The 23,708-nt window shown below is 67.8% G+C and carries 34 protein-coding genes and 2 tRNA genes; 28 read left to right on the top strand and 8 right to left on the bottom strand.

Annotation, left to right across the window (positions count from 1 at the left end; genetic code table 11):
- Window positions 1–150 precede the first annotated feature (150 nt).
- From ABC271_RS13590 to ABC271_RS13575, 4 genes are all read left to right on the top strand, one after another.
- Window positions 151–1,578: a M23 family metallopeptidase gene (locus ABC271_RS13590; protein ID WP_412925368.1), complete on the top strand. Its 1,428-nt coding sequence runs from the start codon at window positions 151–153 to the stop codon at window positions 1,576–1,578.
- Between the two features lie 55 nt (window positions 1,579–1,633).
- A tRNA-Thr gene (locus ABC271_RS13585) sits at window positions 1,634–1,705 on the top strand.
- Window positions 1,706–1,738: 33 nt separating this feature from the next.
- Window positions 1,739–1,812 (top strand) — tRNA-Met (locus tag ABC271_RS13580).
- 445 nt (window positions 1,813–2,257) lie between these two features.
- Window positions 2,258–2,683, top strand: coding sequence for a hypothetical protein (locus tag ABC271_RS13575; RefSeq protein ID WP_412925367.1), 426 nt, complete (start codon window positions 2,258–2,260; stop codon window positions 2,681–2,683).
- 136 nt (window positions 2,684–2,819) lie between these two features.
- Here ABC271_RS13575 and ABC271_RS13570 read toward each other — a convergent pair whose 3' ends face one another.
- Both ABC271_RS13570 and ABC271_RS13565 read right to left on the bottom strand, forming a co-directional pair.
- A complete protein-coding gene (locus ABC271_RS13570; RefSeq protein ID WP_412925366.1) occupies window positions 2,820–4,016 on the bottom strand; it encodes a site-specific integrase in 1,197 nt (398 codons plus the stop codon).
- On the bottom strand, window positions 3,988–4,749 hold the full coding sequence (locus tag ABC271_RS13565) for a hypothetical protein (RefSeq protein ID WP_412926191.1): 762 nt from the start codon (window positions 4,747–4,749) through the stop codon (window positions 3,988–3,990). The genes ABC271_RS13570 and ABC271_RS13565 overlap by 29 nt, the downstream gene beginning before the upstream one ends.
- Between ABC271_RS13565 and ABC271_RS13560 the strand changes: the two genes are divergently transcribed.
- The 10 genes from ABC271_RS13560 (at window position 4,690) to ABC271_RS13515 (ending at window position 9,736) form a co-directional block, all read left to right on the top strand.
- Window positions 4,690–5,094: a helix-turn-helix transcriptional regulator gene (locus tag ABC271_RS13560; RefSeq protein ID WP_412925365.1), complete on the top strand. Its 405-nt coding sequence runs from the start codon at window positions 4,690–4,692 to the stop codon at window positions 5,092–5,094. The two genes, ABC271_RS13565 and ABC271_RS13560, sit on opposite strands and share 60 nt — an antisense overlap.
- Window positions 5,094–5,654 (top strand): hypothetical protein, encoded by a 561-nt coding sequence (locus ABC271_RS13555; RefSeq protein WP_412925364.1) that lies wholly within the window; start codon window positions 5,094–5,096, stop codon window positions 5,652–5,654. Before ABC271_RS13560 ends, ABC271_RS13555 begins: the two co-directional genes overlap by 1 nt.
- A gap of 32 nt (window positions 5,655–5,686) precedes the next feature.
- Window positions 5,687–5,869 (top strand): hypothetical protein, encoded by a 183-nt coding sequence (locus tag ABC271_RS13550; protein ID WP_412925363.1) that lies wholly within the window; start codon window positions 5,687–5,689, stop codon window positions 5,867–5,869.
- A 340-nt stretch (window positions 5,870–6,209) separates the two neighbouring features.
- Entirely contained in the window at window positions 6,210–6,728 is a 519-nt protein-coding gene (locus ABC271_RS13545) for a hypothetical protein (RefSeq protein ID WP_412925362.1), read from the top strand.
- Window positions 6,729–6,976: 248 nt separating this feature from the next.
- A complete protein-coding gene (locus tag ABC271_RS13540) occupies window positions 6,977–7,297 on the top strand; it encodes a WhiB family transcriptional regulator (protein WP_412925361.1) in 321 nt (106 codons plus the stop codon).
- A gap of 281 nt (window positions 7,298–7,578) precedes the next feature.
- Window positions 7,579–8,031: a hypothetical protein gene (locus ABC271_RS13535; RefSeq protein WP_412925360.1), complete on the top strand. Its 453-nt coding sequence runs from the start codon at window positions 7,579–7,581 to the stop codon at window positions 8,029–8,031.
- Between the two features lie 50 nt (window positions 8,032–8,081).
- On the top strand, window positions 8,082–8,204 hold the full coding sequence (locus ABC271_RS13530; protein WP_412925359.1) for a hypothetical protein: 123 nt from the start codon (window positions 8,082–8,084) through the stop codon (window positions 8,202–8,204).
- 19 nt (window positions 8,205–8,223) lie between these two features.
- On the top strand, window positions 8,224–9,030 hold the full coding sequence (locus tag ABC271_RS13525; protein ID WP_412925358.1) for a hypothetical protein: 807 nt from the start codon (window positions 8,224–8,226) through the stop codon (window positions 9,028–9,030).
- A gap of 277 nt (window positions 9,031–9,307) precedes the next feature.
- Window positions 9,308–9,460, top strand: coding sequence for a hypothetical protein (locus tag ABC271_RS13520; RefSeq protein WP_412925357.1), 153 nt, complete (start codon window positions 9,308–9,310; stop codon window positions 9,458–9,460).
- Window positions 9,461–9,544: 84 nt separating this feature from the next.
- Entirely contained in the window at window positions 9,545–9,736 is a 192-nt protein-coding gene (locus tag ABC271_RS13515) for a hypothetical protein (RefSeq protein ID WP_412925356.1), read from the top strand.
- Between the two features lie 8 nt (window positions 9,737–9,744).
- Here ABC271_RS13515 and ABC271_RS13510 read toward each other — a convergent pair whose 3' ends face one another.
- Window positions 9,745–10,056, bottom strand: a complete 312-nt coding sequence (locus ABC271_RS13510) for a hypothetical protein (RefSeq protein ID WP_412925355.1) — start codon at window positions 10,054–10,056, stop codon at window positions 9,745–9,747.
- Between the two features lie 121 nt (window positions 10,057–10,177).
- On the opposite strand from ABC271_RS13510, the gene ABC271_RS13505 reads away from it, so the two are divergent.
- Together ABC271_RS13505 and ABC271_RS13500 are read left to right on the top strand one after the other, a co-directional pair.
- Entirely contained in the window at window positions 10,178–10,468 is a 291-nt protein-coding gene (locus ABC271_RS13505) for a DUF7882 family protein (RefSeq protein WP_412925354.1), read from the top strand.
- Between the two features lie 79 nt (window positions 10,469–10,547).
- On the top strand, window positions 10,548–11,186 hold the full coding sequence (locus ABC271_RS13500) for a PIN-like domain-containing protein (RefSeq protein ID WP_412926169.1): 639 nt from the start codon (window positions 10,548–10,550) through the stop codon (window positions 11,184–11,186).
- 14 nt (window positions 11,187–11,200) lie between these two features.
- Here the strand turns inward: ABC271_RS13500 and ABC271_RS13495 are convergent, their stop codons facing one another.
- The gene (locus ABC271_RS13495) at window positions 11,201–11,398 is read right to left on the bottom strand and encodes a helix-turn-helix transcriptional regulator (RefSeq protein ID WP_412925353.1); all 198 of its coding nucleotides are present in this window, start codon (window positions 11,396–11,398) and stop codon (window positions 11,201–11,203) included.
- Window positions 11,399–11,632: 234 nt separating this feature from the next.
- Between ABC271_RS13495 and ABC271_RS13490 the strand changes: the two genes are divergently transcribed.
- On the top strand, window positions 11,633–11,770 hold the full coding sequence (locus tag ABC271_RS13490; RefSeq protein ID WP_412925352.1) for a hypothetical protein: 138 nt from the start codon (window positions 11,633–11,635) through the stop codon (window positions 11,768–11,770).
- 308 nt (window positions 11,771–12,078) lie between these two features.
- On the opposite strand, the gene ABC271_RS13485 is transcribed toward ABC271_RS13490, so the two are convergent.
- Entirely contained in the window at window positions 12,079–12,291 is a 213-nt protein-coding gene (locus ABC271_RS13485) for a hypothetical protein (protein WP_412925351.1), read from the bottom strand.
- Window positions 12,292–12,530: 239 nt separating this feature from the next.
- On the opposite strand from ABC271_RS13485, the gene ABC271_RS13480 reads away from it, so the two are divergent.
- Together ABC271_RS13480 and ABC271_RS13475 are read left to right on the top strand one after the other, a co-directional pair.
- Window positions 12,531–13,386, top strand: a protein-coding gene (locus tag ABC271_RS13480; protein ID WP_412926131.1) for an IS5 family transposase whose coding sequence is annotated in 2 segments (ribosomal slippage) — window positions 12,531–12,848 and window positions 12,850–13,386 — 855 coding nt in all. Because the reading frame shifts where the segments join, the coding sequence is not laid out codon by codon here.
- A 614-nt stretch (window positions 13,387–14,000) separates the two neighbouring features.
- Complete coding sequence (locus tag ABC271_RS13475; RefSeq protein WP_412925350.1) at window positions 14,001–14,213, top strand: DUF6855 family protein; 213 nt, start codon at window positions 14,001–14,003, stop codon at window positions 14,211–14,213.
- A gap of 284 nt (window positions 14,214–14,497) precedes the next feature.
- Here the strand turns inward: ABC271_RS13475 and ABC271_RS13470 are convergent, their stop codons facing one another.
- Window positions 14,498–14,686, bottom strand: a complete 189-nt coding sequence (locus ABC271_RS13470) for an alternative tryptophan synthase beta-subunit (protein WP_412925349.1) — start codon at window positions 14,684–14,686, stop codon at window positions 14,498–14,500.
- A 92-nt stretch (window positions 14,687–14,778) separates the two neighbouring features.
- Window positions 14,779–15,066 carry a hypothetical protein gene (locus tag ABC271_RS13465; protein ID WP_412925348.1) on the bottom strand — a complete coding sequence of 96 codons (288 nt, stop codon included), beginning with the start codon at window positions 15,064–15,066 and terminating at the stop codon, window positions 14,779–14,781.
- A 155-nt stretch (window positions 15,067–15,221) separates the two neighbouring features.
- Here ABC271_RS13465 and ABC271_RS13460 point away from each other — a divergent pair, with 155 nt between their 5' ends.
- The 3 genes from ABC271_RS13460 to ABC271_RS13450 are packed head-to-tail and all read left to right on the top strand — an operon-like array spanning window position 15,222 to window position 17,777.
- A complete protein-coding gene (locus ABC271_RS13460; RefSeq protein WP_412925347.1) occupies window positions 15,222–15,986 on the top strand; it encodes an ABC transporter ATP-binding protein in 765 nt (254 codons plus the stop codon).
- On the top strand, window positions 15,962–17,518 hold the full coding sequence (locus ABC271_RS13455; protein ID WP_412925346.1) for a hypothetical protein: 1,557 nt from the start codon (window positions 15,962–15,964) through the stop codon (window positions 17,516–17,518). Before ABC271_RS13460 ends, ABC271_RS13455 begins: the two co-directional genes overlap by 25 nt.
- Window positions 17,519–17,546: 28 nt before the next feature.
- The gene (locus ABC271_RS13450) at window positions 17,547–17,777 is read left to right on the top strand and encodes a hypothetical protein (protein ID WP_412925345.1); all 231 of its coding nucleotides are present in this window, start codon (window positions 17,547–17,549) and stop codon (window positions 17,775–17,777) included.
- 69 nt (window positions 17,778–17,846) lie between these two features.
- Here the strand turns inward: ABC271_RS13450 and ABC271_RS13445 are convergent, their stop codons facing one another.
- Complete coding sequence (locus ABC271_RS13445; protein ID WP_412925344.1) at window positions 17,847–18,689, bottom strand: NAD-dependent epimerase/dehydratase family protein; 843 nt, start codon at window positions 18,687–18,689, stop codon at window positions 17,847–17,849.
- A gap of 214 nt (window positions 18,690–18,903) precedes the next feature.
- On the opposite strand from ABC271_RS13445, the gene ABC271_RS13440 reads away from it, so the two are divergent.
- The 6 genes from ABC271_RS13440 to ABC271_RS13415 all read left to right on the top strand — a co-directional run bounded on the left by ABC271_RS13440 (window position 18,904) and on the right by ABC271_RS13415 (window position 23,565).
- Window positions 18,904–19,446, top strand: a complete 543-nt coding sequence (locus ABC271_RS13440) for an RNA polymerase sigma factor (RefSeq protein ID WP_412925343.1) — start codon at window positions 18,904–18,906, stop codon at window positions 19,444–19,446.
- A gap of 4 nt (window positions 19,447–19,450) precedes the next feature.
- On the top strand, window positions 19,451–20,020 hold the full coding sequence (locus ABC271_RS13435) for an Asp23/Gls24 family envelope stress response protein (protein ID WP_412925342.1): 570 nt from the start codon (window positions 19,451–19,453) through the stop codon (window positions 20,018–20,020).
- Window positions 20,020–20,337, top strand: coding sequence for a hypothetical protein (locus tag ABC271_RS13430; protein ID WP_412925341.1), 318 nt, complete (start codon window positions 20,020–20,022; stop codon window positions 20,335–20,337). Before ABC271_RS13435 ends, ABC271_RS13430 begins: the two co-directional genes overlap by 1 nt.
- 72 nt (window positions 20,338–20,409) lie before the next feature.
- A complete protein-coding gene (locus tag ABC271_RS13425; protein ID WP_412925340.1) occupies window positions 20,410–21,258 on the top strand; it encodes an SDR family oxidoreductase in 849 nt (282 codons plus the stop codon).
- Between the two features lie 61 nt (window positions 21,259–21,319).
- On the top strand, window positions 21,320–22,408 hold the full coding sequence (locus tag ABC271_RS13420) for a pyridoxal-phosphate dependent enzyme (protein ID WP_412925339.1): 1,089 nt from the start codon (window positions 21,320–21,322) through the stop codon (window positions 22,406–22,408).
- Window positions 22,405–23,565, top strand: coding sequence for a cystathionine gamma-synthase (locus tag ABC271_RS13415; RefSeq protein WP_412925338.1), 1,161 nt, complete (start codon window positions 22,405–22,407; stop codon window positions 23,563–23,565). Before ABC271_RS13420 ends, ABC271_RS13415 begins: the two co-directional genes overlap by 4 nt.
- Window positions 23,566–23,708: the final 143 nt, after the last annotated feature.

Raw genomic sequence — 23,708 nt, 5'->3', positions numbered from 1 at the left:
GCGTTGCCGTCAGAAGCCCCAGAGACTGAGCCCGCCCGCACGCGGCGATCCAGTCGCCCCTCCGCCACGCCCGTCGCCACCGAGCCGACGCGAGCCGAGAGGCGTCGCCGCACCACTCCCGCCGCTGCTGAGGACACTGCCGCGGCATCCGTGGTCGTCGAAGATTCTGCCGCCGAGCCGCTCATCCTCGACCCGGCACCGGTCGACGCAGAGGTCGCATCCCAGCCCGAGATCGTCGAGCAGGTCGCCGCCGCCATCGTCGAGACCGTGATTGCCGCGACGATTCAGCCGACGCTCCCCGCTCCGCGCCGCCGCTCGTCGCGTTCCGCCGCTCCTGTCACGACAAACGCCGAGCCGGCCGCGACGACCGAGGCCGAGGCATCCGACGCCCTCGATGTCACCGTCGTCGACGAACGCGGCTCCGATGACGTCGCCGTGATCCTGCAGAGCTCCGACGCCGCCGAGGCAACCACCCCGGTGACCCTCCCGACCTCGCCGATCACGCTTCCGGTCACACGCCGGAGTCGTCGGCGTCCCGCGCCCGTCGAGGACGCGTCGACCGTCGTCGCGTCGACCCCCGTCGATGAATCGCGCGCAATCGACGAGCCGGTTCTCGGCCTCGCCAGCGACGCCACCGAGGGGCTGTCGGCTGCCGAGGAGGCCGAGCCGGCAAGCAAGCCCGTCGTCGCGGATGACACCGCCGATGAGTTCGAGGCCGCCGCACGCCTGTTCGCGTTCACGGGCGAGACCGCCATTCAGCAGCCCGTCGCCGCCGCGGCGCGCCCAGTGGCGCAGGGTCTTCCCGCGACCGCCGCACCCCGCCGGCGTGACGGTCGTCGCATCGCCGCCGCCTCTTTCTCCATCGGGGTCATGGGCGTCGTCGGCCTCCTCACCGTCGGCATGACGATGCCGGTCAGCGCGCTCGCGTCCGCCAACGGCACGGCGAACGTCGCGTCCGCCGAAACCGTCGCGACGCAGAACCTCGCCGTGGGCGGTGGCGATGTCGGCGGCGATTCCATCCAGGCTTACGTCGCTCCGGCGCAGTCGCAGGCCGCGGTCGTCGATCGAGCGGACGGCTACTCCGCTGCCACGTACGCGCAGGTCGCGGCGGACACGGGCATCAAGAACCCCAGCAACTTCTACGTCAACGACACGTCGGCGGCCATCCAATGGCCCTTCGCCGTGGGTGTCGGCATCACCTACGGCTTCGGCATGCGTGACGGTGTCATGCACGAGGGCGCCGACTTCGTCCCGGGCGAGGGTGCGCCGATCCAGGCGATCGCCGACGGCACGGTCCGCGAGGCCACAGAGGCCGGTGGCGGTTACGGTGTCGTCGTCGTGATCGACCACAAGATCGACGGCCAGCTCGTCTCGAGCCGCTACGCCCACATGCTGTATGGCTCGCTGCAGGTCAAGCCCGGGGATGTCGTGCACGTCGGCCAGGTGATCGGCCACACGGGCAACACAGGCCACTCGTTCGGTGCCCACACGCACTTCGAGATCCTGATGAACGGTACGGTCGCCATCGACCCGATCGTGTGGCTCCGCGCGAACGCCGGGCGTCACTCCCTCGATTAGAAGAGGCCGCCTCGCTCTGATATTCTCTTCTAGTTGCCCGGAGTGATCCGGGTACGCCCCGATAGCTCAGTGGCAGAGCACTTCCATGGTAAGGAAGGGGTCGTCAGTTCAATCCTGACTCGGGGCTCAAGGCATCCTTCTCGAAGACCGGATGCCGCGCGGCGGGGTAGCTCAGTTGGTGAGAGCGCACGACTCATAATCGTGAGGTCGCGGGTTCAAGCCCCGCTCCCGCTACAGATACGCCAGATCAGCCCCGGTTTCCGCCGGGGCTGCTGTCGTTATGGGGTGCAAAATCCCGCACAAACCCCGCACATTCGATTCGCGACACGCCCGTGTCGTCCCACACTGCGGGCGCTGCGCTCCTACACTCAGAATTGCTCCCAAGGTCAGCGTGTGTGGTGCAGGCTCACCTCTCGATCAGCAGAACCCCCGCCCTACACCGGGCGGGGGTTCTTTCGTTTACAGCCGCGCATCGGCGTGTCGGAACCTCGGTCGGCGTTCTCTTCCCTATGGTCGGATCCACCACACACACCAGGACCGTCAGCCGACTTTGGGAGGGATCGCGACATGTTTGCGAACGAGCTGCTGATCATGATTGAGGTAGAGACCTGTGAGCATCGCGTGCATCACTGACCCCGCGAAACGATCCAGCCCTGGCCGTATTCGGTCGGGGCTACTGGTGTCTGCCGCACTCGTTGCAGAGCAGCTCGCCCGACCACCCCACGATCCGGCCGTCGGCGTCAACGTTGACGACCCCGCCGGTTCGTTCGCCTTGCAGGTTCGTTCGCTCGAGCCTGAACCACGTCGAGCCGCACACGCACGTGCGCTCGCCGGCTGCTCGCTGAGCCCGCTCCGTCGGGAAGGCGATCAGTGTCATGCCGAGACGATACCGCGAGAGGAGGTGATTAGCGTGAAGCACCACGAGCCGAAGGGTCCCGATGGACTCTGGAAGACCGGTCAGCGCGTCCCGTTCGCGGGATTCTGGACTGACCAGTATGGGGAGGTGACCCACCATGAGGTGGGCGCTACGTTCCCGCCGTGCATCGACCGCAAGGGCGAATGCGCGTACCGCTATCTGGTCGAACAGTCCGCTGCAACGGGCTGACCTGATGGGGTGAGAGGGGCGAGGGGCGTCGATTCTACCGGCGCCCCTTCGTCATAGACGGCGCGCGCTTCCTGCTGCGGTCAATGCACGGCGGAGCATGGCCTAAGCATGAGACAGATGTGACAGATGTGCAAGCCTACGCGCCGAGAACCGCGTCGAGGGCGTCCGCTGCCCGGTTTCCGCCGACCGTCTTCGACATGTACGTGCCCATCGTCAGCGACGGGTCCGCGTGCCCGAGGTACTCCGCGATGTCGCGGGGCGTGAGGCCTGCCTGATCGAGCGCCGTTGCGACGGTCTTCCGGAAGCTGTGGAACGTGTAGTCGGCGATCCCGAGCCGGGTGCGGGCGAGCGCCCAGTCCCTCGCGGTGTTGCGTGGGTCGCGGAGGTTCCCGAGCACGGTCGGGAACACGAGCCCATGCGAGTTCGGTCCGCCGCGGACGCGCCGGTCGCCCAGGATGCCGAGGACGCTCCCAGGAAGGCGGATGCGGCGCGTGCCAGCGTCCGTCTTCGTGTGGGTCTGCCGGATCACGCCGCGGCCGGTAGCGCGCACGGCATTCGCCCGAATCGTCGCTGTGCCCGCCTCGAGATCGACGTCGTCCCAGGCGAGCGCGCACGCTTCGCTGATGCGGACTCCGGTGCCCGCGACGAACTCGACCAGGTCGACGAGGTCGATCGCCTTTGCGCGCTCGTCAGCGCGGAGCTTCGCGAGGATGCCGGCGAGGTCCGCGAGAGGTATAGGGGTTGCGCCCTGCGCTTTCTGCTCGAGCGGCGCCAACTCCCGCACGGGGTTCGACCGGACGGCGTCTGCCCTCGTGGCGAGCCCCAGCATCCCGGACAGTACGGACCGGACGGTCTTTGCTGTCCCCACCCCCACCTCGGCCGTGATCGACTCCAGGAACCGCTGCAGCCTGTCCGGGGTCGCCTCGCTCACCGCGAGGTCTCCGATGCGGGGAGAGATGATCTTGCGGACGGCACGCTCGTACGTCTCGACCGTGCGCGGCGCCCGGCCTGCCTTCGCCGCCAGGAACCGCTCGCCCAGATCCCGGAGCCGGGTCTCCCGCTTCACGTCCGCCCTGGTCGAGGCCTGTACGGTCTTGAGGGCTTCCTTGAGCGCGTTCTCCGCCTTCGCGGCCGACCCGCCGAACCGCTCCACCTGCCGAGACTTTCCGTCCTCGAATCGGTATCTCGTGCGGGCGCGCCAGAGCTGATGCTTTCGCCGGTCGGCGTCTGGCTTGACCCGGAGCGCTCTCCGCCCAGTCGCCCCTTCGACGTACTCGACGGCCTGGACGGAGATGACGCCGTAGCTACTCAGCGGCGTTCGTGGACGGACCATCGCTCGCGGCCTTCAGTCGTTCGAATTCTCGCTGCGCCGCCTCCAGACGATCCATGTCCTCGCCTACGACGCGCACCGTGCGCTCGTCCAGCAAGTCAGCTATGGGGGCGTCCGGATACTCGAGGCGCTCCAGGTATGGTCGCAACGATGCCGGGGGCTCGGGGAGCTGAGGAACCAATGCCCCGGCCGTCATATTCGCAAGCCAATGATCGAGCTGCGCCCGCATGCGGTCGATCAGGTAATCGATGGTCCGCACGCTCCCGCCGGGCTCATCGCGAACACGCGCCTCCCCGCCGAGGTGCCAGATGGCGTTCTCTCGCCGTATGTCTGCGAGAAGGCGCGCGTACGTCTCGAGCGGATTCAGATAGGAGCCACGGAGCACCGAATCGGACGCTCCGCGCAACCATCGCAACGCTCCCGAAACTGACGCGTCAGGGAGCATGGGTGATTCAGGCAAGTCCTCAGCCGAAGGCAGGCCGAGAAGGATGAACTCGGGCGGCACGCGCAGCGCGCTCGCGAAGCTAAAGATCTCGCCAACGCTGAATGATTTGCGCTTCTTCGTGCTGAGGATGCCATTGAGGGTGTCCAGACCGACTTTCCACCCCACCTCTTCTAGGCGGTCCCGCAAGGCGGGGATGGAGAGTCCCATGAAGTTCCTGAGCTCGTTCACGGAATGCACGACGCGCAGCGCGTACTCCGATTCCCAGGCGGCGAGCGAGGCAGAGTTAGTCACGCGCTGACTATACCCAGATATCGACAACCGTCACAGTTGACTACTCCGTGCATGACGTGGCAGACTTCAACGAACAGTCAGCGACTGACTATCTTGCGTCACGTCGCTCGTCATTGGAAGACAGGAGATAGTCGTGGCGACGTATCCGAAATCGCGGAGCTACCCGCAGTGGCAACCCGAAAAATCGTGGCGGACTTCACGGGCATCTCGATGCCGACCCTCGCTCGGTGGGCCGTGGAAGGGAAGGGCCCGCGCTTCCGCAAGGCGGGATCTCGCTGCCTATACCTGCGGGAAGACGTCCTTCGCTGGCTCGAGTCGCTCGAATCGGGCGGCGGTCGAGCCTGATGCATGGCCACGACGTCGGCGAGTTCGCAACCGTCTCCGCCGCGCGAGCGGATCTCGCGCAAGAAGAAACCCCCGCGCCGGCGGCAACCGGACGCGAGGGTATAGCACCCCAGGAGGGCACCGAAATGAATATCACCATGTTGGCACAGAAGGACGAGATGCGCGAGGGGGCGCTCCGGATCAGCGGCAGCGACGCCCCGAACCACGTCTACTACTCCGACAACGCGGGAGGCTCTCTCCTGCTTCGAGTGCACTTTCGCATCGCGCGGCTGTCCGGTTCGGCGGGCTACACGCTGGCCCACTTCGCGGACGCGACGATCGAGGATCGCGCGCGCGCGAAGGAACGGGCGAGCCGCATCGGTGACCTGGGCGTCCTGTTCTCCCGTTGCAAGGCGGTGGGAGTGATGTACCGGCGACGCTACCCGGAGGACCGTCGGCGCTGGGTCGAGTACGTGATGCTCGGCACTCCCGTCAGTGACCCGTTAATCCAGCTTGAGCTCGAGATGATGATCGACCAGACGACCCCGGCGGTCGTGAACCCCAGGCTGGTGACTCGGTGAGTTCGTCGGGAGCGCAGTGTCGTTTCTCGGCGATGCCAGGGCTGGGCCTGCAGTCGGTCACCTATCGCGGGGACTACGTCGGCACTGTGCGGCGAGGCGCGGACGGATGGGAGGCGATCCGCCGGCGCGGCGGGCCTCTTACCGGTCTGCACCCGTCCCGAGCGGCCGCGGCGACGGCGCTGGTCGACGATCGCCAGCAGAAGGAGAACGGGTGACCCGTGCGGAAGCTCGCCTACCTGTACGCGGTCTACTGGGCCGACTTCGACGTGATGAAGGTCGGACGATGCGGCTCGGAGCGGCGCCTGCGGGAGCTGTGCCGCCGCGGCGTCGGTTCCCCGCGCGTGGTGATGTTCTACCCGGACACACCCGCGTCGTGGGAGCGTGGCGCGCTGCAGGCCATGCGGAAGAAGTTCGAGCCTCGGTTCGCGTCCGCCGTCGAGGGAGCCGACCTGCTCCCACACGACGGGTCCGGATGGACGGAATGCTTCTGGGTCGACGGGTGGGACGTGAACCGCGCCGTCGACACGATCTTGGCGGGGACGCTGCGCTATGCCCATGACGAAACGACGGTTCCTGACTCCGGAGGAGATGCAGGACGAGGATCTCGGCGAACAGACGCCGACCGTGCGGTTCGTGGCGATCGCGCTGCGGATGCTGGCGGACGACGAGGGCCGGGCGCGGCTGAACGTCCGCTCGATCAAGGGGCAGGCGTTCACGAACGATCAGTGGACGAGCGAGGACGTGATCGAGACGAGCGTGCTCGTGCTCGAAGAGATCGGCTTCATTCGAAGCTACGTCGTCGCCGGGCGGCAGTACTTCCAGGTGACATCGAGGTATCACACACCCCCGGAGAAGCCGAAGCGCTCGGAGATCCCACCCCCGCCGCCCCTGTCGGAACCGTCCGGACGGCATCCGGACGGCGTACCGATAAGAGGGGGGAGGGAGGGGGCGGGCTCCCGTGGGGGGACACGTCCGGACTCGATCCCGACGACCTGCCCCCGAGCTTCTGCCCCGAGCACATGCCTTCAGGGTCGGGAGGGATCCCCTGCGGGCTGTGCGGGGATGCGCGCATGACACATCTGGCAGCCCTGCGAAAGAAGCGATCGGAACCACAGAACGGAGACGACGATGGATGAGCGCAGCAACGCATACGCCGAGCTCGGCGGTGGCCTGGGCGGCGGTATCCGCCTGGCACCCCGACCAGCTCCAGCCCGCATCCAGAGCGTCCGAACCCACCGCCACAGCTTCGACCCGGTGTCGGGCTGGTGTGGGTGCGGCCGCCGCGATGACGGGCGCGCGGCAGGTCGTCCTGAGTCTGCCCGGTGACGGGGTTTCGTCCCCCGGCCGTGGTGGCCGGGATCCTGACCGTCCCGGTGGCGGAGGTAGCCGAGCCGGCCGCACCGAAGACGCGGGCTGCACCTGCCGAGTTGGACGCGCTGACGGCCGTTCTCGGCCGCCTTCCCGCCGCGTGTGCGGACGATGCCCGGTTCACCTCCCACACGCCCGACGTCGCCGCGCTGAGCGCCGTGTGCGCCGCCTGCCGGGTGTGGCGGGCGTGCGAGGCCTACGCCACTGCGGCGCGACCGCTGGCGGGCTTCTGGGCGGGCGTGGCCTATCCGATCGACGACGAGGAGACCATGTGACCGGGGACTGCGCGCGCGGGTGCACTCAGCGGGGCGAGCACTTCGCAGCATGTGAAGACTACGGCCGCGACGATGGCGAGTGCGGAGGCTGCAAGCCACGCCCGGCACGAGACGGCGTCGTAGTCTGCGCCTACTGCTACGGCCGCCTGTGGTCCGCCTTCCAGACCGCGCCGGAGCTGATCGAGCACATCCGCGAACGATCCCATCTCACCTCCGCACACCGCCTCAGCCACGCACGAGGCCGCTCCGACCCGGCCGAGAAGGCCCCCACCAGCGTCGACATGCTCGACGCGCTCCGCGACCTCGGCATCATCCTCCAAGGAGAGGGGTTCCCCGCGTCGGCGGACGCACAGCAGACCCGGGATGCCGCGGGACTGATCGTGGGCGGGATCCTCGCCCGATTCGACGACCTCGCGAACGATCCTCAATCTGTCGCCGAGTGGTGGCCGCTGATGATGGCGCTCGAGATGCCAGACAACCCGACGTTTTGGACCTTCGCGCGAGCTGCAGCACGCTGGCCAATCCGCGACCGCCGACGCTGGGCAGCGAACCCGTGTCCAGAGTGCGACTTCAAGACGGTCATCGTCTCCCCGCCCCGCGACGGCCACGGCCGCACCTGGTACGCGTGCCAGCAATGCGAGTGGTCCGCCCATGACGGCGACGACGACGGCTTCTGGGGTGAGGCGTTCGAGAAGACCAGCACCCCCGTACTAGTGGAGCAGCACACCGCCTGAACATCCGAGGTGTCCACTACTGGACACCTTCACCTCCGAAAGGACGCCCCATGACCGACAACGAACGAGACCGCGACGAGGTGGACGATCTGACTCCGGATCAGGTCGTCGACCGCGCGCTCGGGCGCACCAGCGATGTCGACGACATCCTCGACCAGGCCATCGGCCGCTGACACGAACAGGACACCCCACATGGCCAACTACCTCGTGAACGAGAGCAAGCACCTCGATCTGATCGAGTGGCTCGACACCATCGAAGACATCGGCGTGAACATCGCCGACGCGTTCCCCGGCGTGATCGCCGCGAACGAGCGCGCGCACCGCATCCTCAAGATTAAGGAGAAGGCACACCAGGCCCACACGGCCGGGCGACGCCGGCTCCTCGCCACGATCAACCTGGACGACGAGGACGCCGTGATCGTGGCCGTCGACCGCGCTGCGCACGCCCAGAACACCGAGCACGCCGCGAACGTAGCCAACCTCTACGACAACGCCGCCGACGAGCTGCACGGGGATGCCGTCCGCATCTTCCGCCGCTCCGACATCCTCGCGATCCTCCGCCCCCGATTCGACGAAGTCGCCGCCCGGATCGTGGAGGCCGCGGAGACGATCCCCTACGGGGTGATGAGCATCGGAGATGCAGCCCGCCTCGGCCACGGGGACACGTACACGCAGCTCGAGCGGGATGCGCAGACGTGGAGGGCGATCGCCGACCTGATCAGCACCCTCCACCAGGCCGGAGTGCTCGACCTTGGGAGGGACTATCACCCCTTCGAGGCGATGCTCGAAGACGTGCAGGCGTACTGGGACACGCTCGCCTCCTCAGGTCGCCCGATGCGCGTCGCGCGCGCCGTCGCCGCCGGACGCCCCAACCTGCACATCCCGACCGAGCCGCATATCCCGTACGGCAACACGTCGGATCAGGACCGGTGGGCGTCCGAGGATGCCAACGCCGCCGAGAAGACCGCACGAGCAGCACTCGGCCTCACGGACTACTGAGGTCTGCTCGTCACCATGCGTCGCGTCAACGTCACCCCCAGCCTCCACCCCACGGTGCACCTCCTGCTGGACCCGGGAACGAAGGGACAACCCGCCACGAGGATCCCTGCGCGACCACGGCGCCGCGGCCACCACGCCGCGGCGCCGACCCCCACCCGGGGACCCCTCGCCCCCAGGGGACGGAGCGCGGCCGAGGCTCGTGTTCGCAGTTTGTACAAGTCTGGGGATTTCACGGCGGCCCCCGGGAGCCCGTATCGGCCCAGGAAGGAATCGAGCAATGCCTGACGCACCTGAGATCACGTTTCACAACACCGTGGAGGAGGTGCGCGAAGCCTGGCGCTCACTCGTCCTGACCGGCGGCTACGCGCTCTACGTCGATGCGGACGGCGGCCTGCATGCCCTCCGCCTGGGGGTGATGGGTATCCAATGACGGATCTCTACCGGTTCGAGTACCGCGGCGCCCCGCGGCGCCACGCTGCAGACGCTCACGCCCACCGAACTCCGCCTCGACGAGGTGCCGCTGACGGTCGACCCGAAGCGTCGGCGCAAGGTCAAGGCGTGGGTGCGGTTCGGTGACGTGCCCGTGCGGGTCGACGCTCTCGCGGCACGGTGGACTCCCGACGCGATCGGCATCGTCTTCCACGTCGAGGAGACCGAGCACCGCTGCTGGGTGTGGGTGGGCGCCGTGGATGAGGTGTCCGGCTAGCGGTGGGGTCAGATGGTGTCGTAGGGGGTGTCGTCGTCGTAGGCGATGTCGTAGTCATAGCCAGGCCGCCAAGGCTCGGTTGGCCGGTCTGCGGTGTCGGCAGCGATGGGTACCGTTTCCACGGATATAACCACGGAGACAGGCGCAGCGATGAGAAAGCTCAGACGTTGCCCGGTGTCGATGGTCACCTCGACGAAGTCGCCTCCCGCTCGGATGGCCTGAACGATCCCGTCCTTCAACTCGCGAACGTCTTCGGTCGGGGCAAGTGCGTGGGTCACCCCGCCGATGGTGAGATGCGCGCGTTCGATCGACTGCTGCACCCGTGCAACATACGCCCTCCGCATCCCACCCGAGGCCGGTCTTGGGGCCACAGCGCAAGGTCCAGCGTGATACGGGTACGTCGATTGCGCACGGGGTCCCCCGTCGCTCTATCATCACGACGTGGGAAGACTGATCTACGACTCCACGGCTGCGAGTTTCGACATCGACGACCGTCTCCTTGCACACTTCCGTGTGGTGGCAATGAACAAGCTTCGGCGCGGGGAGAGCTTCATGTTGCAGATCCCAACGCCCAACGGTGGCCACGCTTCGCTCTTCATCAGTCCGTCTATACCGCTCGTGCTGCAGTTCTTCGGCGGTCGACAGCCCCAGCTCGACATCGAGCTGGTCGAGAAGATGATGCACGTCGCTAGCAGCCCGGACGGTCTGCTCCTCAGCGAACGCATGGTGTGAACGGAGTCAGGCGCGGCCACGAGTCTGGTGCTGGGGGAAGCCTGGACTCGTGGCCGCGCACCACAACTCTACTAACGACATGAGCCCCCACTCGATGGTGGGGGCTGCATGCTGCGCTGCCTCTCGCGCTCCCGCCCTAGGGCGACCCGGACTTGAACCGGGACCTTTGTCTCCTACCGCAGTAGGTCGTCTGACCCCTAGGTTAACGAACTGTGAGCGAGGATTCCAGACCGGCCGGCTGGCCCATGTTGACAGTCGATCAAGCTGGACAGGCCCTCGCGGAGTGGTTGCTCGTCGAAACCGTCCAACAGATCCGCACCCGACTGTCTCCCGACGCGACGCTCTACGAACGACTGATGTCGTCCCGAACGGGCTCCGCGAGCGAGGGTGGTCAGTGACCACGATGAACGAGCGATACGGCAGCGAGGCTGGTCAGCAGCTCGCGGACACACAATGGATCGAGGACGCCACACGTGCTGGGGAGGTGTGCCTGTCGAAGGATGAACGCATCGCCCGCGTCGCGATCGAAGCTCAGACCGTGTACATGAACGACGCGCAGGTCTTCGTCCTCAGCAGCTCAAGCGTGACGGGTCCCACCATGCTTGAGTGGCTCGTCGCCAACGAAGCGCGGATCCACAGGCTCGCCGACAAGGCCGGCCCTTATGTGTTCGCAGTCGGCGCGCAGCGACTTCGTCGAGTGCCGCTGAAGTACCCATAAACGGACGGCCGCATCTACCCACATCGCGTCTCCACACGAGAGTTGGCGACCCACTCGTGGATCTCGGATTCTCGGTAGACGACGGTGTTGCCGCTCGGCTTGTAGTACGGAGGCATCAGCCTCTGGTGGCGCCGGACGGCGAGGATGTCGAGGGTCATCCCAGGGATGAGCTCGCACACCATCGCCGGCGAGAGGTATCGATCGTCGCGCATCGTCCCATGATTCCGAATCACGCCACCAGGGGGCCGATCTATCTCGGATCCCCCTTCGCGCAGGTGTAGGGGGTGCGCACTCTGCATCCCCCCTCACGATCGAGCGGTTGGGTGGCCAGGGATACCATCCGCCAGGCGGATCGATCCGAGACGAGCGGGATCGCGCTCCGCGACCCCGTGCGCGCGATCCCTCATCCGAAATGAGGGATCGTGGTGCGCATGAGGATCCAGGACATGACCCCCGCCGAGCGGCTACGAGCCGCAGCCATCATCATGCGCGACGCGATCGAGCAGCAGGACTATGAGGCTGCGCTGCGCGCGGAGGAAGAACGACAGCGAGAGAACCCCGCATCTACCCCGCAGATTGGATGACAATCGCTGATAGCACCTGATCTAGACAGGCCATGGGCGTGCTGGGCAGACGGACGCAGCGATACCCCGCAATAACCCTCGATTCGGCGGGATACACAATCGTGAGGTCGCGGGTTCAAGCCCCGCTCCCGCTACATCTCGGACAGGTTGACTGTCCTACTCAAACGATCGCCGTATCTCCTCCCGCGACTTTCTGCGCATCGCGGGACTCCGAGTGCTCGGCAGCATCGAAGCGCGTGGTCACGAGTGCACTTCGTTGGTTTGCCCAGCCGAGATGGTGCCCATCGTTGACCTGCCGTGTTCATTTCTCACCCGTCCTTTCGTGTGTAGTAAGTGGTGAGCCAGTAATCGCTCCCGTCCGGGACGTTGATCTGCAGAGTCGTCGGCTGTGACGGGTCGTCGAGCGGCACGGCGGCGATCGAGGTGCCCGCCGTGCCGCATGTGGCGCCGACGGTGTTCGAGTGCGCCTGTTCCACAGCGATCGAGTACGCGTTCGTGCCGGTGCAGGTGAGAAGAAGCACGACCTCAACGGGAGCGTTGAGATCGGTCGCGGGTAGCGCGACGGTTTCGTCCCTGTTCCCGGAGAAGTTCCCAGCAGGGACCGCACGGGGATAGTGCTCCAGGATCTTCTCTCCTTGGCCAGCGAAATGTTCTCCGCCAGTGGTGCTACTAGGGCGTGTTGATCAAGAGGTTTCGCTCCTCGGTGGGTGAGTCTTGAGCGGTGACGCGACAGGAGATCTCTGACGAGGTGTGGGCCGTGATGGAGCCGTTGATGCCGACGGTGTCCGGGAGGTCGAGGCCGTGGGCGGATCATCGGTTGGCTGTCGAGGGGATGGCGTGGAAGTACCGCACCGGGGCTCCGTGGCGGGATGTGCCGGAGCGGTTCGGGAAGTGGAACTCGATCTACAAGCGGTTCAACCGTTGGGCCATGGACGGCACCTGGGAGAAGCTGCTGGCCGAGGTGCAGAAGCGGGCCGACGCCGCGGGGAAGATCGACTGGGTCGTCTCGATCGACTCCACGATCGCTCGTGTGCATCAGCACGGCGCGACCCTGAAGCGGGACACAGGGGGCTCTGCCGAATCACAAGAATCCGTGGTTCGAGCCGCTTGATCACGGGATCGGACGCTCCCGTGGCGGGTTGACGACCAAGCTGCACCTGGTCTGCGACGGTCGCGGCCGGCCGCTGGGGATGATGATCACCGGCGGGAACATCAACGACACCACGATGATGACCGCAGTACTCGAGGACATCCGCGTCCCCCGCGACGGGAAGGGCAGGCCACGGACCCGACCGGACCGGGTGCTCGCCGACAAGGGGTACCCGTCGAAGGCGAACCGGGCCTGGCTCCGCGACCGCGGTATCGCCGCGACCATCCCGGAGCGTGATGACCAGGTCGCGCACCGCCGCAAGAAGCCGGGCCGGCCGATCGACTTCGGCGAACAGCAGAAGGAACGCTACAAGGGCCGCAACGTCGTCGAACGCTGCTTCAACCGGCTCAAGCAGTGGCGCGGCATCGCGATGCGCTCCGACAAACTCCTCCGCAGCTACCGAGCCGCCGTCAGCCTCGCCGCCACGCTCATCTGGATCAAATCAGACTTGATCAACACGGCCTAGCGGGCGTTGTCGATATCGCGGTAGTAGGCGTCGGGGATGGGCTCGGGGCCTCTGGTGCGCACGCCACCAGTGCCATCACAAGCGGGACGGCTCCGACAATGGTCAACCTTCGGCACATGTTCATCTCACCCTCCTGCTTCATCCTCTGTCGCGTCGTCGGCCATATTTGTGCGCGTGCAGCCAAATGGGAAGGCTCGGAACTCTTCGGTAGTTCTCAGTGACGACTGAATCGCCACGTGACCTGCGATTAGCTCGCACGAATTTCCGGATGTCGCAACAGCAGTGCCTTGCGATATCCGCCCGGCATGGCTATCGCGCTGGGGTTGGGCCTCCCGCACCGACCGTCGTGAGAGGACTTTTCGTGGATGTGCGCTGCACGGGCATTGCGCAAGCGGCGTCAACGTCCCCCGAGTGGGCTCGTATTCGATTCGCGTCGATTTGGCGGGCGTTGTGACCCGCCGGCACGGCCGCGGTGTGGGTGATTAAAAGGCCCTGGCGGCCCGTCTCCGACGACAGATGCACGCCAGGGCGAGCCAAGAGCCCGAGGGCGGTTGACCTATCACGCTCGCGCGATCGACGACCTCCGTGCGGGGCTCCGCGCGTAGGGCGGCTGGGTGCCTTTGGGTGCGGCGGACGAGCGGAAGCCGGTCGCCGAAGGCACCGTCGAGGCGTCGGGGCGATCGGCATCCAACCCCGTCGGCGGCTGGTACGGCACCCGCGGGGGCTACCGGGGGCAACTCGGCATGTGTCTGCCCCCGCTGGGGGAGGCGCTCGGGCTCGCCGAGGTGACTCACGACGCGCGCAACAACCGCATGCGCGCGATCTGATCCCCCCCGCGGCATACACCCGTCTAAGGCACCCCCGCCATGCCCGCGAACTCGCGATCGACTCCACCGACCCGGGGTCTCGTGCGCCCGCAGACGCGCCTCTGAGGCGCGCCGACGCTTCCGGAACGGTCGCGCCGAATACGTCCTGGTGTGCGGTTCAGAAAAAGGAAAGCCCGGGGTGACGGTGCCGTCATCCCGGGCTGTCCATTCCTCGTGTCAATCGTGCTGCATATTAGCGATACTAGTTTAATCAGCGTATTTTTAAATTAGGCGAGATAATCTTCTCAGCGACCTTGCGGCAGTTGGTTGAGGGAAATCTCTCGCGCGTCGAAAAGCCCCCGCTTCGCGACGACCATGGTGTACCCGTGGGATCGCAATTCGTGGGCGACCTCGGGCGTCAGGGGACGCTTGTCGATCTTCTCCCACCCGGTGGCGAGCCGGTATCCGTGCGTGACGGTGCGGACGCGTGCCATCAATTTCCTCCCGAACACATCGTGGCACCGGTGGGATCCATTCGCGAAATTTGAAGGTTGCCGAGGAGTAAACAAAAACCTTGAATGGGCTATCAACCCGGCCGTCGACCATTTCCTGTCAATTCACCCCAGTCCGCGGCGGGAGCACCGCCCGGGCGCAAGGATGCAAGAAAAGCCATGTGAACGTTGAAGCATGCGAGCCGCAGCGTCGTCGCCCATCCGATGATCTCGTCACCGTGCACGGCTTTGTACACGACGCGGTCCTCCGGCGAGACGCGCCGGATCTCCACGCGCCCGTACTCATGCCCGTGCGGGTCGATCATGCGCCACGTCCCGGTCGGGCCCTCGACCGCGGCGAGGATGGGGTGCCAGTGGGTCACGTGTGCCGGAACCTTCCTCCGGCCGAGTGCCGCAACGGTACCTCGGCCCGCAGACATCGGACGGGGGCCCGTCCTCGCGAGGCCGCGACACGCAGATCTCGGCCGATTGGCGAGATCCACGTGTCGGCTCGGGCGTCTCCCCTAATCTCGGCGTCATGGGGGCGGCTATCCAGGCCACGGCGGTGGTCAAGAAGTTCGGTGACGTGACGAGCGTCGACGGTCTGAATCTCACGATTCCCGAGGGGACGTTCTACGGCATCGCGGGACCCAATGGCGCGGGGAAGACGACGTCGATCCGCATGATCGCCGGACTTCTCGAACCCGATGCCGGATCGATCGAGGTCGCCGGGCTCGCCGTATGGCCGAATCCGCGAGGGGCGAAAGCGGTGCTCGGCTACGTCGCCGACAATCCATCCCTCTTCGGTCGCCTGACGGCGCGAGAGATGCTGGACTACACGGGGATGCTGCGAGGAATGTCGGCTGCCGACATCCGCACCCGCGGAGACGACCTGTTGCGAGTGCTCGATCTCGAGGCGGACGCCGGGCGGCCCATCGCGGACTTCTCCCTCGGTATGACCAAGCGCGTCGGATTGGCCGTGGCGATGCTCCACGCTCCGCGCGTGCTCATCCTGGACGAGCCGTTCGGTGCCCTCGATCCGGTCAACACTCAGGTGATGGAGCAGATGCTGCAGCGGTTCCGCGAGGGCGGCGGGACCGTGGTGTTTTCAAGCCACGTTCTCGACGTCGTGCAGAAGCTGTGCGATCGCGTGGCGATCATCGCCCGCGGCGCCCTGGTCGCGGAAGGCACCGTGGCCGAGCTTTCGCACGGCGGGTCGCTGCAGGACGCGTTCGTCGACATCGTCGGGGGGCGCGAGCTCGCCGAAGGAGATCTGTCGTGGCTTTCGTCCTCGCCCGCCTGAAGCTAGCGCTCCAGATCAGCGGCGCGCGCACGTCGAGCCTCGGCATCGTCGTCTTCGTGCTCGCGTGGGCGCTGGGCATCCTCGTCGGCCTCGCGGGCGGATTCCTGGTCGCCTTCCTCGACTCGGGAGGCTCCCCGTTCGGCGATCTGCTCGTCCTCTTGTTGTTCGTCGCGGTCTTCGGCGGCTGGATCGTGCTGCCCCTGGCCGTCCCCGTGCCGACGTCGAACATCGTCGACCCGGCCGTGCTCGAGCAGTACCCGCTCACGCGATCCCAGCAGGTGACGGGCCTGCTCCTGGGCGGTCTCGCGTCGCCGACCGCCGCCGCGACGTTCCTCACCGCGGCGGGAGGAGTCGCCGCGACCAACGTCGGGCTGATGGATCGGGCCGTGGCCGTCGGTGCGGCGTTGCTGTTCACGGTGCTCTGCGTGGCCTCGTCCTGCGCTGTGCGAGCGCTGTTCGCCGAGGCGCTCACGGCGCGGCGGGGCCGCGACGTCGCCGTGGTCCTATCGACGCTCGTGATCCTCACGCTCTACGTCCTGCCCCACCTTCTCCGTCCCCTGCTGGGGGCGGCCGAGGATGCCGGAGCCATCCTCGTCGCGATCCTCACCTGGACGCCTCCAGGTGCCGCGGGAGCGTTGGCGTACGTGCTCGAGAGCGGCGACGCGGTCGGCGCGATCGCGCGGGTGGGTGTCGTGATCACCACGATCGGGATCGCGGTGATGCTCTGGGGCTTCGCTCTGCGCCTCCATGTGAAGGGGCACACGGCGAGGGCCGTGGCATCCGGTCACCGCCATTCGGCGGCCGGGTTGATGCTGGTGCCCCTCGTGCTGAGAGGGCTCCGCGCGGGGCCCGTTCTCGCGGCGGCGAGCCAGCATCTGCGCTACTACTTCTTCCGTGCGCCGCGAGCGGCGCAGTTCGTTGTGCTGGGGCCGGTCGTGGGGGTCATGTTCGCCGGCGCGCAGGTGCACGCGACCGGCCTGCCGTTCGCCGTCGCCGTCGGCTCGGTGGCGATGGGCGCCAGCGCGCTGCTGAACCTGTTCGGCTTCGACGGCCGCGGGGTAGAGCTCACGGTCCAGACGGGCGGGTCTCTCGCCAGCGTGCTGCGCGGCAAGCTTTTGGCCGTCTCGTTGTTCCTGGTCCCCGGCGTCGCTCTGCTCACGATCGGTCTCGGCATCGCGACGGGGTTCGCCGATCAGGTCCCTCTCGCGCTCGTCTCCGCGCTCGCCGCCCTGCTGCTCTCGTTCGCGGTCGGCGCCGCGTGCAGCGCGTGGAATCCGTACGACCAGGAGGCTCCGCAGGGCGACCGCAGCACCCTGTCGGTCCGAATGCTCGCCGCCTTCGGTCTCGCGTTCGCCATCGTGTACGGCATCGGCTGGATGAACACCTGGGTGCAGCCCGTCATCCCGGTCGCGGTCGTCCTCGGCGCGGCGCTCGTGCTGGCGGCCGTCGCGGCCGTCGTCTCCACGCGGGCGAGCGGGGCCTACCTCGATCGGCATCCCGAACGTCTTCTCGCGGCCTTCGCCTCGCGCTGATCCACCCCCCCCCAAGACAGGAGAACGCATGTCGTCATCGACCCCCGCCGCCAGCAAGGGCCGCCTCTGGTTCAACAGCTTCCTCATGGCGCTGGCCGCGAGCTGCGGGTACCTGATCGTCGCGCTCATGAGCCAGCACCAGGTGCTGACGATCGTCATCGCGATGGCATCCATCACGCTCGTGCTCACGCCGATCTTCTACTGGACCTACTCCCGTCGGGCTGCTCGGCCGGGAACCGCGCCACGACGCGAGGTCTAGCCGCGAGCTGCCCGGCGAGGCGGGGACGCTCGGCATCCGGTATGTCGACGTCGCTCGCCCGGCCTCGCCTCAGCGGTGGTCGCGCCAGGAGTGCTGCGGGTCGTAGCCCAGGAGTCGCCGCGCCTTGTCGATCGACAGCAGGGTGTCGGTGCCGCTCAGGTCGGCCCGCGTCTCGACGTCGGGGAAGACCTCGGCCACCAACTCCGCGTTGGGCCGCGTCATCACGGTGTCCGCGGCGGCGATGATGAAGCGGTCGAAGCCGGCGGGGGCGTTCTCCAGCGCGCGCTGGACGGCCTGCGCGCCGTCGCGCGCGTCGATGTACCCCCACAGGTTCCACTTCCGCGCGCGGGCGTCGGCGTCGAAGGGGAACTCGGCGTAGTCCTCGGGCACCATGACGTTCGAGAAGCGCAGCGCCGTGATCGACAGCTCCGGATGCCAGCGCACCAGCTCGGTGGCCAGGTGCTCCTCGAGCACCTTGACGAGGGAGTACACCGACTCCGGACGCGGGGCGTAGTCCTCGTCGACGGGGATGTAGGGCGGGTCGATGTCGAACGGCAGGCCCAGCACCGTCTCACTCGAGGCGTAGACGATGCGGTCGATGCCCAGACGCACGGCGGCCCAGAACACGTTGAACGTGCTGACCATGTTGTTGTGGAAGGTCGCGACGTCGGATCGGATGCCGGGCGCGGGGATCGCGCCGAGGTGCACGAGGGCGTCGATGCCGTCGTGCTGGTCGTTCACGCCCGCCAGCGCGTCGATGACCTGGCCGTAGTCGGTGAGTTCCACCTGGACGAAACCCGGTCCGCGCTCACCGCGGACGTCGAGGCCGATCACCTCGTGTCCGGCCGCGCGGAGCTCCCGCGCGACGACGGTGCCGAGTTTTCCGGACGAGCCGGTGAGTGCGATGCGCATGAGCGTCCTTCGGTCGGGGGTATGCGCATGACGTTACCGCCGCCATGCGGCGACGGGGCCGTGCGAGCGTGGGGCCATGGCGGCGTGAAATGGCATGACTCCGGTGTTTCGTCAAGAGCCCTCCGCCGGATCGAACGGGGTGTTTCGCTATGTGGACGCGCCGGGTTCGTGATTCGTCACAGAACGGCCACTCCATCTGCTGACAGGAACGGGCATGACCTCTTTGTCCTCCGCGACCGACGCGTTCCTCGCGGCACGCGCGGCTGACGGCGACCAGATCGCCTTCGGGGTACTGGTACGCCGCCACGCTCCGTTCCTCGTCGCCTTCGCCACCAAGCTCACCGGTTCGCGCGCCGATGCCGACGACTGCGTGCAGGAGGCCCTGATCACCGCGTGGCGGCGGCTCCCCGACCTCACCGATCCGGCGAAGGTGCGCAGCTGGTTGACCACGATCGTCTCCCGCAAGGTCACCGATCGGATGCGGGCGCGGAAGTTCTCGGAGCAGATCGACGAAGAGATGGTCTCCGTCGGTGATGACCCGGAGCGCTCGGTTGTGGCATCGTCGCAGATGGACGCGTTGAAGAAGGTCTTGGCCGAGCTTCCGGAGGAACTGCGCGTCGTGTGGGTGCTGCGCGAGATCGGTGGCCACAGCTACGACGAGATCGCCACGGAGGTCGGCGAGACGGCGGCCACCGTCCGCGGCCGCCTCGCCCGGGCACGCAAGACCGTGTTGGAACGTATGCAGGAGTGGAGGTGATCGCATGAGTGAGGACGTGGACGACGTGGGCGGCTCGGGATACTCGCTCGAGGATCTCTCCGCTTATCTCGATCGAGGACGTACCCCCCGGATCCCCGCCATCGAGCGCAACGCCGAGTGTCAGGCACTCCTGGCGTCCATGGAACGGATGGGACGCCTCTCGCGCGAGATCGTCGTCGAGCAGTCCGCCGAGCCGTTGGCGGAGTCCTGGTACGACGAGATCATGCGCGAGGTGATGCGCGAGTTCCGTGCAGGCCGCGACATTCCGCTGGCCCGCACGGCCGACGGGACCGAGTTGGTGGTCACCGAGGGTGCGCTCTACGAACTCATCCGCACTGTCGGCGATGGCATCAAGGGCGTCCTCGTGGGACGCGTGCGCATCGATCAGCCCGAGCCGGACGCCCCCCTCGATGTCCGGGTGACCGTGAGCGTGCTGTTCGGGTACCCGATGAAGGAAACCGTAGACCGCATGCGGGAGGGAGTCCGCGCGGCGATCGAACGCCATGGCGACCTGCGAGTGGGCCGTGTGGATGTCACCGTGGGCGATGTGCACGTCGATGTGGAGGACGAGTGATGACGGATACCGCGGCGGAGCTGGCTCCGCGCATCGATCTGGCCGTGACCGCCGTGGCAGGCGTACGCGAGTCCTACTCCGCGCGTCCCGTCGTCGCCCGCGCGTATGAGCGCATGGCGGAGGTGGAGGGATCGCTCGCGGCGGTTGAAGAGAAGGCAGGGGAGCGTGCCGTCACCGTCTGCATCGGCGTCTCGGTCGACGAGGACAGCGCCGTGGTGGCATCCGCCGTCGCGGAAGCGGTGCGCCGAGCGGGCGCGGATGCCGCCAACGACACCGTGCGGGTCCGGGTCGCCCGCTTGGTCGCCCCCCGATCCTGAGGGGTCTCTCGGCCTCCTCCCCGCGGCGGCGCAATACGCTGAGAGCACCGACTCTCGCTCCTCGGAGGACGTATGCCCGTGCACCCCGTGATCGCCGTGACCGGATCGACCGGAGCCGTAGGGGGACGCGTGGCACGCGACCTCGCGGCCCGCGGCATCCCGCAGCGCCTCCTCGTCCGCGACGCCGCTCGGGCGCCCGAACTCGAGGGTGCGGAGGTGCACGTCGCCGGTTACTCGGACGCGGAGGCCGCCACCAGCGCGCTCGCGGGTGTCGAGACGCTGTTCATGGTGTCGGCGTCCGAGTCCGCCGACCGGGTGGAGCACCACCGGACGTTCGTGGATGCCGCCGCGCGCGCGGGGGTTCGGTCGATCGTGTACACGTCGTTCCTGGGCGCCGCACCTGATGCGGTGTTCACGCTCGCCCGCGATCACGCCGTCACCGAAGATGTCATCCGCGCCTCGGGTATGTCGTGGACGTTCCTCCGCGACAACTTCTACATGGACATGATGGAGCTGTTCGCCGGCGACGACGGTGTCATCCGCGGACCCGCGGGCGACGGCCGCTGCTCGCTCGTGTCGCGGTCGGACGTGGCCGCCACGGCCGTCGCGGTGCTCCTCGACCCGGCGGCGCACGCCGACACGACGTACGACCTCACCGGCCCCGAGGCGCTGTCGATGGAGGACGTGGCCCAGAAGATCTCGGCGGTGCGCGGACGCCCCGTGCGCTACGTCGACGAGACCCTCGACGAGGCGTACGCCTCGCGCGCCGTGTACGGAGCGCCGAGCTGGCAGGTCGACGCGTGGGTGAGCACCTACACCGCGATCGCCAGCGGCGACATGGCGCGGGTCTCGGGCGACGTCGAAGCGATCACGGGCCGCCCGGCCCAGACGTTCGACGAGTTCCTCGGCGCCGTCGCCTGAGCGGTGCGTCACCGAGTCGCCGCATCGTCGGGTATGCTGACCGCGTGCTGACCTGTCGCTGTTGTCGCTGAACGCCCCCGCGTTCTTCTTCGACGACCCCGTCAGCCGCGCCCCCGGGCGCATCGACCCCCAGGACTCCATCGTGCGTTACGCCCAGAGCGTCGCCGACCTCGTCGGCAACACCCCCCTCGTCCGTCTGAACCGGGTGACCGATGGCATCGCCGCCACGGTCCTCGCCAAGATCGAGTACTTCAACCCCGGCGGCTCCGCCAAGGACCGCATCGCGCGGAACATCATCGACGCGGCCGAACGTGACGGCCTGCTGCGCCCCGGCGGCACCATCGTCGAGCCGACCAGCGGCAACACCGGTGTCGGTCTCGCGCTCGTCGCTCAGCAGCGCGGCTACCGCTGCGTGTTCGTCGTGCCCGACAAGGTCGCCGAGGACAAGCGCGCGGTGCTCCGCGCGTACGGCGCCGAGGTCGTGGTGACCCCCACCAACGTCGAGCCCGACGACCCGAACTCGTACTACAGCGTTTCCGACCGCCTCGTGCGCGAGATCCCGGGCGCGTTCAAGCCCAACCAGTACGCCAACCCCAACGGCCCGCGCAGCCACTACGAGACCACGGGTCCCGAGATCTGGCGCGACACCGACGGAGCGCTCACGCACTTCGTCACCGGTGTCGGCACGGGCGGGACGATCAGCGGCACCGGACGCTACCTGCGCGAGGTCGCGGGGTCGTCCGTGCGTATCGTCGGCGTCGACCCCGTCGGCTCGATCTACTCGGGCGACGACATCCACGGCTACGACGTCGAGGGCGTGGGTGAAGACTTCTGGCCGCCCGCGTTCGACCCCACGGTCGTCGACGCGTACGAGCGGGTCTCGGATGCCGAGTCCTTCGCGATGACGCGTCGCCTCGCCCGCGAAGAGGGCCTGCTCGTCGGCGGTTCCAGCGGCATGGCCGTCGTGGGGGCCCTGCGGGTCGCGTGCGACCTCCCCGCCGACGCCGTCGTCGTGGTCCTCCTGCCCGACCACGGGCGCGGATACCTCAGCAAGATCTTCGACGACCAGTGGATGACGGAGCGCGGCTACGACGTCGAGCCCGTGGCATCCGTCCTTCCCGACCCGACCTCTCAGGAGCACTCCGCATGAGCACCCACGACGCCGCCCGCGGCTTCGACAGCCTCGCCGTCCACGCAGGGCAGGCCTTCGATCCCACGACCGGCGCGGTGATTCCGCCCGTGCACCTGTCCACGACCTACGCGCAGGACGGCATCGGCGGACTCCGCGGCGGTTACGAGTACGGCCGGAGCGGCAACCCGACGCGCGCGGCGCTCGAGACGCAGATCGCCGCGCTCGAGGGCGGCGCCCGCGCGCTGTCGTTCGCGTCCGGCCTCGCCGCCGAGGACGCGCTGCTGCGCGCCGCCCTCGTCCCGGGCGACGAGGTGCTGCTCGGCAACGACGTGTACGGCGGCACCTACCGTCTGCTCGCGCGGGTACTCGGCCCGTGGGGCGTCAAGCTCCGCGTGGTCGACATGAGCGACCTGGATGCCGTGGCCGCGGCGATCCAGGGGCGCGCGCCGCGCATGGTGTGGGTCGAGACGCCCAGCAACCCGATGCTGCGCATCACCGACATCGCGGGTCTCGCGCGCCTCGGTCACGACGCCGGAGCGATCGTCGTCGTGGACAACACGTTCGCCTCGCCGGCGCTGCAGCGCCCGATCTCGCTGGGCGCTGACGTCGTGGTGCACTCGGCCACGAAGTACCTCGGCGGCCACTCCGACGTCGTCGGCGGCGCCCTCGCGTTCGCGGATGCCGACCTCGCCGAGAAGACGCAGTTCCTGCAGTTCGCGGCCGGAGCCGTGTCCGGTCCGTTCGACGCGTACCTGACCACGCGCGGCATCAAGACGCTCGGCATCCGCATGCAGCGCCACAGCGCCAACGCGCAGGCCGTCGCCGAGCACCTCGCCGGGCACGACCGCGTCGCGAAGGTCTACTACCCGGGCCTCCCGTCGCACCCGGGGCATTCGCTCGCGGCATCCCAGATGAGCGCATTCGGCGGCATCGTCTCGCTCGAGCTCGCCGACGGCGCCACCGCGCGTCGCTTCGCGGAGTCGACGCGCCTGTTCACGCTGGCCGAGTCGCTCGGCGGTGTGGAGTCGCTCGTGAACTACCCGGATGCCATGACGCACGCCTCCGTGCGCGGGACCGAGCTGGCCGTTCCCGACACGATCGTGCGCCTGTCGGTCGGCATCGAGACGGCGGACGACCTCGTGGCCGACGTCGACCAGGCCCTCGCTTCGCTCTGACGCGGCGTCCCCACGCGGCACCGGTGGCCAGTCGCTCCACCGCGGAGCGGGGTAGCGCCGGGTCCTGGCATCCATAAACGCGATCTGCACCGAGAAACGCGCGCTGAGGGCGTGTCTCGGTGCAGATCGCGTTTATCGCGGGT

This window comes from Microbacterium canaveralium (genome assembly GCF_047238045.1).
GTDB lineage: Bacteria > Actinomycetota > Actinomycetes > Actinomycetales > Microbacteriaceae > Microbacterium.
The sequence above is the reverse complement of the archived record's forward strand: the minus strand, read 5'-3'. Positions and strand labels throughout refer to the sequence as shown.

Excerpts from the sequence above, each read along its gene's own strand:
- ABC271_RS13570 (WP_412925366.1), bottom strand. The coding sequence starts at position 4,016 with ATGGTCCGTCCACGAACGCCGCTGAGTAGCTACGGCGTCATCTCCGTC.
- ABC271_RS13440 (WP_412925343.1), top strand. The coding sequence starts at position 18,904 with ATGACCTCTTTGTCCTCCGCGACCGACGCGTTCCTCGCGGCACGCGCG.
- ABC271_RS13415 (WP_412925338.1), top strand. The coding sequence starts at position 22,405 with ATGAGCACCCACGACGCCGCCCGCGGCTTCGACAGCCTCGCCGTCCAC.
- ABC271_RS13525 (WP_412925358.1), top strand. The coding sequence starts at position 8,224 with ATGGCCAACTACCTCGTGAACGAGAGCAAGCACCTCGATCTGATCGAG.
- ABC271_RS13470 (WP_412925349.1), bottom strand. The coding sequence starts at position 14,686 with ATGGCACGCGTCCGCACCGTCACGCACGGATACCGGCTCGCCACCGGG.
- ABC271_RS13530 (WP_412925359.1), top strand. The coding sequence starts at position 8,082 with ATGACCGACAACGAACGAGACCGCGACGAGGTGGACGATCTGACTCCG.
- ABC271_RS13430 (WP_412925341.1), top strand. The coding sequence starts at position 20,020 with ATGACGGATACCGCGGCGGAGCTGGCTCCGCGCATCGATCTGGCCGTG.
- ABC271_RS13435 (WP_412925342.1), top strand. The coding sequence starts at position 19,451 with ATGAGTGAGGACGTGGACGACGTGGGCGGCTCGGGATACTCGCTCGAG.
- ABC271_RS13520 (WP_412925357.1), top strand. The coding sequence starts at position 9,308 with ATGCCTGACGCACCTGAGATCACGTTTCACAACACCGTGGAGGAGGTG.
- ABC271_RS13545 (WP_412925362.1), top strand. The coding sequence starts at position 6,210 with ATGACGAAACGACGGTTCCTGACTCCGGAGGAGATGCAGGACGAGGAT.
- ABC271_RS13500 (WP_412926169.1), top strand. The coding sequence starts at position 10,548 with ATGAGCCCCCACTCGATGGTGGGGGCTGCATGCTGCGCTGCCTCTCGC.
- ABC271_RS13425 (WP_412925340.1), top strand. The coding sequence starts at position 20,410 with ATGCCCGTGCACCCCGTGATCGCCGTGACCGGATCGACCGGAGCCGTA.
- ABC271_RS13490 (WP_412925352.1), top strand. The coding sequence starts at position 11,633 with ATGACCCCCGCCGAGCGGCTACGAGCCGCAGCCATCATCATGCGCGAC.
- ABC271_RS13445 (WP_412925344.1), bottom strand. The coding sequence starts at position 18,689 with ATGCGCATCGCACTCACCGGCTCGTCCGGAAAACTCGGCACCGTCGTC.
- ABC271_RS13495 (WP_412925353.1), bottom strand. The coding sequence starts at position 11,398 with ATGCGCGACGATCGATACCTCTCGCCGGCGATGGTGTGCGAGCTCATC.
- ABC271_RS13555 (WP_412925364.1), top strand. The coding sequence starts at position 5,094 with ATGCATGGCCACGACGTCGGCGAGTTCGCAACCGTCTCCGCCGCGCGA.
- ABC271_RS13450 (WP_412925345.1), top strand. The coding sequence starts at position 17,547 with ATGTCGTCATCGACCCCCGCCGCCAGCAAGGGCCGCCTCTGGTTCAAC.
- ABC271_RS13535 (WP_412925360.1), top strand. The coding sequence starts at position 7,579 with ATGCTCGACGCGCTCCGCGACCTCGGCATCATCCTCCAAGGAGAGGGG.
- ABC271_RS13550 (WP_412925363.1), top strand. The coding sequence starts at position 5,687 with ATGCCAGGGCTGGGCCTGCAGTCGGTCACCTATCGCGGGGACTACGTC.
- ABC271_RS13560 (WP_412925365.1), top strand. The coding sequence starts at position 4,690 with ATGCACGACGCGCAGCGCGTACTCCGATTCCCAGGCGGCGAGCGAGGC.
- ABC271_RS13460 (WP_412925347.1), top strand. The coding sequence starts at position 15,222 with ATGGGGGCGGCTATCCAGGCCACGGCGGTGGTCAAGAAGTTCGGTGAC.